Raw genomic sequence first — 5,046 nt, 5'->3', positions numbered from 1 at the left:
TCTCATAAAATACCCGCCCACGAACCGGATAGGAAATCAACAGCGGCTCGATCCGGTTCCACATCGCATCAGTGATCACTAATCGGACAGACACACCCGATCAACTGACCAACCCATCAAAGAGACACGCGCTAGGCGAGTACGCGAGCTGCAGGCGTGGTGCTGGCGGCAGCGGTGTAGGCGCTCCCGTCTCTGGTGCGGCGCGGAACGCCTCGATCACGTAGGCAGCGAAGCGGCGAGAGGACGTGAGCCGGGCGGCACGCGGCGCGTCTTGGAGGCCCCGGTGGGCCATGAGCATGAGGATCAGGTCGTCGACGACGAAGCCGGGGCGGAGCTGGCCCGTATCCTGGGCGCGGCGGGTCAGTTCGGCAACCCCGCGCAAAGTCCGCTCTCGTTCGGCGGCGAAGTCCATGGCCTCGGGGAATGCTGCCATGAAGGCGTCGGCGAATCCCCGGCTGTGTGCGTGGAGTTCGCAGATGCGCTCGACCAGGCTCCGGAATCCGTGCCATGGATCCGGGTCTGCGAGGGCGTCGCGGACGGCGGCATGGCAGGCTCGCCGCTGCTCGGCGAAGGTCTCCACGATCAGTGCCTGCTTGGTCGGGAAGTGCCGGTACAGCGTGGCGGGGCCGACGCCTGCCTGCCGGGCGACCTCGCGCATGGGCGCATTCAGGCCCTCCTCACTGAACACCGCGCGGGCGGCGTCCAGGATGCGGGCCCGATTATCGCGGGCGTCGGAGCGCGCAGTGTGAGGCAAACGGTCGGTCATGGCCTCTCACTTTAGCCAATTGGACGGGGGCGTCCGTTACGGTCCGATGGCGGTGACGCCGCCCCGTCCCAGCACCCTGCTGGTGGTGCCTCGGGCTGTGGAGCCGGGCTCGCCCCTCACGGTCGCAGCAGCTGTGGCCCGTTCGTTCACCGGCCTAAGGAGCAGAGATGAAAGCCGTCGTGATCAGGGAGTTTGGAAACCCTGACGGTCTGGAGGTCGTCGACTTGCCCGTGCCCGTCCCTGCCCCGGGGCAGGTGCGGATCACCACGGAGGCGATCGGGGTAGGCGGCGTGGACGCCGTGATCCGCCGGGGAACGCTCGCCGCGTACGGCTTCCGGGAGGGCCATCTCCTTGGCAGCGAGGTGGCGGGTAGCGTCACCGCAGTGGGAGAGGGCGTGGACGTTTCGTGGATGGGGCGGCGGGTGTGGGCGTTCACCGGCCTGTCTGGTGGGTATGCCGAGCAGGCCGTCGCCTCGGTCGAGGACGTCCTTTTGCTGCCTGACGGCCTGACCGGCACGGACGCGGTGACCCTCGGCGGTTCCGGTGTGGTCGCCCACTTCGCTCTGGACCGCGCTCGTTTCACGCCCGGCGAGACGGTGCTCGTGCGCGGTGCGGCGGGCAGCATCGGAATCACGGCGGTCCAGCTTGCGGCCAAGGGCGGTGCGGGCGCGGTGGCGGTCACCAGCTCATCGGAGGAGCGTGGCACCCGCCTGCGGGACCTGGGCGCGACCCATGTCCTCGACCGCTCCGGCGAGGGTGACTCGGACGCACCGTCGGGTTTCGACGTGGTGATTGATGTCGTGGGGGGACCTCGGCTTTCCCTGTTCCTGGACCGGTTGAACTCGAACGGGCGGTATGTGGCTGTCGGCGTGGTCGGCGGGCAGCCGCCGGCGGACTTCGGCATGCGGCTGATGGATGCCTTCCGCAAGTCGCTGTCGTTCGCCACCTTCAGCTCCGACACCGTGCTCGGCTCCGACAGGCAGGCGGTGCGGTCGTCCCAGTTCGATGATGCCGCGCACGGGGACCTGCGCACGGTCGTGCACGAGGTGCTGCCGCTGGACCAGGCGGTGCTGGCTCACCGCGAAATGGACGCGGGCAAGGTATTCGGCAGGGTCGTGCTGGCACCCTGAGCCGGGCAGGAACGGTGTTCGCGGCCCCAGGTAACGGAATGGGACCCGCTCGGGTCGCGGCTGACACCCGCCGCCGACTGTCCCCACCGCCAGCGGCCAGGCACGTGCGTGGCGTGCCCGGTTACCGCTATCTCGTCCCGGCGTCGGAGCGTTCCGTTGCGCAATGCCGCGTGATGATTGCCCTGGATGTCCGTGGGCCACTCTCCTACCTCAGCGTGATGTCGTCCGGTGGAGGGTGAGGATGGCTTTGACCAGACACGACAGCCAGGCCCTCATCCCTCTGATACAGGGAATACCACCGATACGGTCCCGGCGCGGGCGGCGGCGAGGTTCGCGGCCCATCGGGAGTCCTGTGACCGGGGCGGCCGGTACCGGCTCGCCCTCTGCCGGGGGGCCATGTCGTCCCTGCAGTTCGCCTGGCTGCAGGTGAACTGGATCGGTCGTGATTCGCCTGAGAGCTGGCCGGGGGTCGGGCTGTGTTGCCGGAAGCGTGATCACGCGGCGTCCCTCGCCGGGGCCGGTGCCCCCGGGGCACGTCACAGCGCGAACACCGGGACCCCGGGGGTACGGGTCACACCGCACACCTCCCGTGCCCGCGAGGGCGCCGCGGGCGGCGGGGCGAGGGCCGGCCCGATAAGCGGCATGACGGCCGCCAGCATCTCCGCCTCGCTCGCGGTCCCGTCCACGACCAGATCGGCCGCGGCCCGGGAGGGCGCGACGTGGGCTGCGTGGCGGTCCCTGCCGGTCTGCAGATAGTTGCGCAGGGACAGTCGGGGGTCCTGCCGCTGCACGTCGATCTTCCGGAGGATCTTGCGGGCCAGGCGTATGTCGTCGGGGGTGTCGACGTACACCCGCCACGCCGCTCGCCGGACCACGGACGGCAGTGACAGCGCGAACAGGCCCTCGACCACCACCAGCAGCACGCCGGGGCGCAGCAGCGCCGCGTCGATGGCGTGTGCCACCGCTGTCTCGTCGATCGACTCCGGATGGTTCCAGTCGAGGACGGCGTGCCCGTCGGCACTGACCGTCCACACACCCCTCAGGGGGTCGTGCGTGGGCACGTAGTAGTCGTCCAGATGGACCAGTGCCACGCTTTCGGGACACTGCAGCGACAGGGCTTCGGCAAGGGTGGACTTGCCGGATGCGGTGCCGCCTGCGACCGCCAGTACACCCGTCATACGGGCGCTCCTCATGTGCTCAAAGGGGATAGACGAAGCGGCCGGACAAGCCGGGTGCAGGGAATGTACGGCGGAGTGATCGCCCATGGCAAGCAGGGAAACGCGGCCCGGTTCAGCGGAGGCCAGGGCCGCGACCTTCGGTCGACCTGCACACCGGTCTCGGCGATGCCGCGGACCTTCAGCGTGGCGTAGCGGCCCTTGGGCGCGGGCGTGACGTCGACGCACTGGAACAAGTAGTCATGCATCCGACTCGACGCCTGCTCACCACGGCTGGCTCGGTGAGGTCGAGGGGCTTCGTGTCAACTTGGCCGGCGCCAAAGACAAGCTCGCCCAGGTCGACGCACTGGCCGAGAGACAGTCGGCTGCAATCCAGCTCGGCATGCCGGGCTTCAGCAGCTCCGGAGGAACCGCTGGGACGCCGAGACCAACGTCATGATCGAAGCCAGAGGCGAGCGAAGACGAGGATCAAAACGGAACCGACAGCCCGGCCTCGCGCAGCTGGGACAGGGCTGTGGACATGCATTGCTGCACAGTCCTCCCATCAGCACGCATGCCATGCTCCAAGGGACCGCCGCTGGCTGCGAACGTCCACGCCGGCGCGTTATCAGCCGCCCTCTCGGCGTCCATCCTGATCATGGCATTCACGCCCTGCTCACCCAGCCATTCCAGGATGAGGAGTGTCACGTCCTCGATGCCACCATCCTGGTCGATCTTTGGCCAGCGGCCACGGTTTCCCGTCATTGCCCAGACTCTACCGAGGGGTCCAAAGCAGTCGGCGTCCAGCGGTCAGGTCGGGAGAATCAGCGCCTGGTTTCCATTCTGGCAAAGAGTTCAGCGCACTCGCTGGCGAAGGAACAGAGCTTGTCCACGACCTGCCGGTACTCCTGCGGGTCCCGCACCATGTTCGGCGTGGCATCGGTCCACTGCTGCCACAGGCCACCGGCGGCAAGGTATCGGGATGCTCGCTCGGTCCCAAGGACGGCATCGAGGTGAAGCAGTGTGAGAGCAAAGGTCCCGCCACACGAGCGACGCGATCGTCGGTGCGGTGACCGGACGTGTCCGTGCGCCGTCCAGTCTGCTGCTCGGCCGACTCGATGCCGAGGGCCGTCTGCACTTCGCTGGCCGCACCACGCCCCTCAACCGGGAGCTCGCTGCCAGCGTCGGAAGCCTGCTTCAGCCGCAGACTGACCGGCACCCGTGGACAGGGCGTCGGTTCTCAGCGGGCTGGGGCAGCACACAGACTCTCGATATCCACCTCGTCCAGCCAGAGCTTGTCGTCGAAGTGAGCGTCGGCATCTCCCTGGATGCTGGCGGCCGATGGCGTCACCCCGTGCGGCTTGTACGCGCCAGACCCGACCTGGAACCCTCCGGTGCCCCGTCTGTCGGTCAGCGCTGCAAGGCGACACCAGGAACGGCGCAACCGTCGCCGCCGGGCCCAGCGCTCCTCGACCAGAGGTGTGGCTTGAGGAGCCTTTGCGTGGACGAGGTGGGGCCACAACTAGGAGACGTCCCGGCCCTCGCCGTCCGTCTTCTGCTGGTCAGGGGAGCTCGAGAGGGCTTCGAGCATGGCCTGGCGAGTCTCCTCGATGCGGGCGGGATCACGTTCGCCGTCACCCGCGCTGCGCCTACTGCGCCGCTCTTGAGTTGATGCACGACCGCCGGATCGCTGCAAAATCGGTCCCACGACACGGAGACGGACACAGGTGACCAGCGACTTTACCGTCGAGTCCTCGTCACCCCCGGAGGGGTTGCAACATGGTGTCCGGGGGCAGCCATGCGGGTGGGTTGGTGGTCCTCATCACCCCTGGAGGGGTCGCAACTCGGGCTGTTGCCGCCATAGATGCGGTACTGGCCGGTCTTCATCACCCCTGGAGGGGGCGCAACACCAGCGTCCAGCCGGATCCGTCGTGCACGCGTCCTCATCACCTCCTGGTCGTCCAGCAGGTGCGACTCCTCGATCACGACCACGGGG

General features: G+C 68.3%; 5 protein-coding genes and 1 pseudogene. 2 read left to right on the top strand and 4 right to left on the bottom strand.

Annotated features, from left to right (window positions below):
* Positions 1–100: 100 nt before the first annotated feature.
* A complete protein-coding gene (locus ACFWBT_RS41780) occupies positions 101–766 on the bottom strand; it encodes a TetR/AcrR family transcriptional regulator (protein WP_385709695.1) in 666 nt (221 codons plus the stop codon).
* A 167-nt stretch (positions 767–933) separates the two neighbouring features.
* On the opposite strand from ACFWBT_RS41780, the gene ACFWBT_RS41775 reads away from it, so the two are divergent.
* Together ACFWBT_RS41775 and ACFWBT_RS41770 are read left to right on the top strand one after the other, a co-directional pair.
* A complete protein-coding gene (locus tag ACFWBT_RS41775; RefSeq protein WP_385709692.1) occupies positions 934–1,896 on the top strand; it encodes a zinc-dependent alcohol dehydrogenase family protein in 963 nt (320 codons plus the stop codon).
* A 244-nt stretch (positions 1,897–2,140) separates the two neighbouring features.
* Positions 2,141–2,224 (top strand): annotated as a pseudogene (locus tag ACFWBT_RS41770) (IS5/IS1182 family transposase); the annotation flags it as partial.
* Between the two features lie 208 nt (positions 2,225–2,432).
* On the opposite strand, the gene ACFWBT_RS41765 reads toward ACFWBT_RS41770, so the two are convergent.
* From ACFWBT_RS41765 to ACFWBT_RS41755, 3 genes are all read right to left on the bottom strand, one after another.
* Positions 2,433–3,074, bottom strand: a complete 642-nt coding sequence (locus ACFWBT_RS41765) for a uridine kinase (protein ID WP_385709690.1) — start codon at positions 3,072–3,074, stop codon at positions 2,433–2,435.
* A 465-nt stretch (positions 3,075–3,539) separates the two neighbouring features.
* On the bottom strand, positions 3,540–3,815 hold the full coding sequence (locus tag ACFWBT_RS41760; protein ID WP_385709688.1) for a hypothetical protein: 276 nt from the start codon (positions 3,813–3,815) through the stop codon (positions 3,540–3,542).
* 59 nt (positions 3,816–3,874) lie between these two features.
* A complete protein-coding gene (locus ACFWBT_RS41755) occupies positions 3,875–4,072 on the bottom strand; it encodes a DUF6000 family protein (RefSeq protein WP_385709697.1) in 198 nt (65 codons plus the stop codon).
* Between the last annotated feature and the right edge of the window lie 974 nt (positions 4,073–5,046).

It is taken from the genome of Streptomyces sp. NPDC060027, assembly GCF_042737005.1.
GTDB lineage: Bacteria > Actinomycetota > Actinomycetes > Streptomycetales > Streptomycetaceae > Streptomyces.
Note: the sequence above shows the minus strand (reverse complement) of the source record. Positions and strands in the feature narration are given on the sequence as shown.